Source organism: Bacillus sp. CZDM1 (assembly GCF_055502545.1).
Genome location: NZ_JBUESO010000045.1, coordinates 1 through 721, shown reverse-complemented (window position 1 = coordinate 721; position 721 = coordinate 1). Strand labels below are relative to the sequence as shown.

The following is a 721-nucleotide window of genomic DNA, read 5'->3' as shown; positions in this document are numbered from 1 at the left end:
AAACGCCCTATTCAGACTCGCTTTCGCTGCGGCTCCGTCTCTTCAACTTAACCTTGCATGTAATCGTAACTCGCCGGTTCATTCTACAAAAGGCACGCTATCACCCATTAACGGGCTCTAACTACTTGTAGGCACACGGTTTCAGGATCTGTTTCACTCCCCTTCCGGGGTGCTTTTCACCTTTCCCTCACGGTACTGGTTCACTATCGGTCACTAGGGAGTATTTAGCCTTGGGAGATGGTCCTCCCAGCTTCCGACCGGATTTCTCGTGTCCGGCCGTACTCAGGATCCACTCAGGAGGGAACGAAGTTTCAACTACAGGGTTTTTACCTTCTATGACGGGCCTTTCCAGACCGCTTCATCTACCCCGTTCCTTTGTAACTCCATGTTGAGTGTCCTACAACCCCAAGAGGCAAGCCTCTTGGTTTGGGCTATGTCCCGTTTCGCTCGCCGCTACTCAGGGAATCGCGTTTGCTTTCTCTTCCTCCGGGTACTTAGATGTTTCAGTTCCCCGGGTCTGCCTTCCATACCCTATGTATTCAGGTAAAGATACTGCTCCATTACGAGCAGCGGGTTCCCCCATTCGGAAATCTCCGGATCAAAGCTTACTTACAGCTCCCCGAAGCATATCGGTGTTAGTCCCGTCCTTCATCGGCTCCTAGTGCCAAGGCATCCACCGTGCGCCCTTTCTAACTTAACCTAAAAGGTTATTTTCTTCTTA

1 rRNA gene is annotated in these 721 nt (G+C 51.0%); it reads right to left on the bottom strand.

The annotated features are described in order from the left end of the window. Positions 1-700, bottom strand: a 23S ribosomal RNA gene (locus ACY3XC_RS28705); the annotation flags it as partial. Between the last annotated feature and the right edge of the window lie 21 nt (positions 701-721).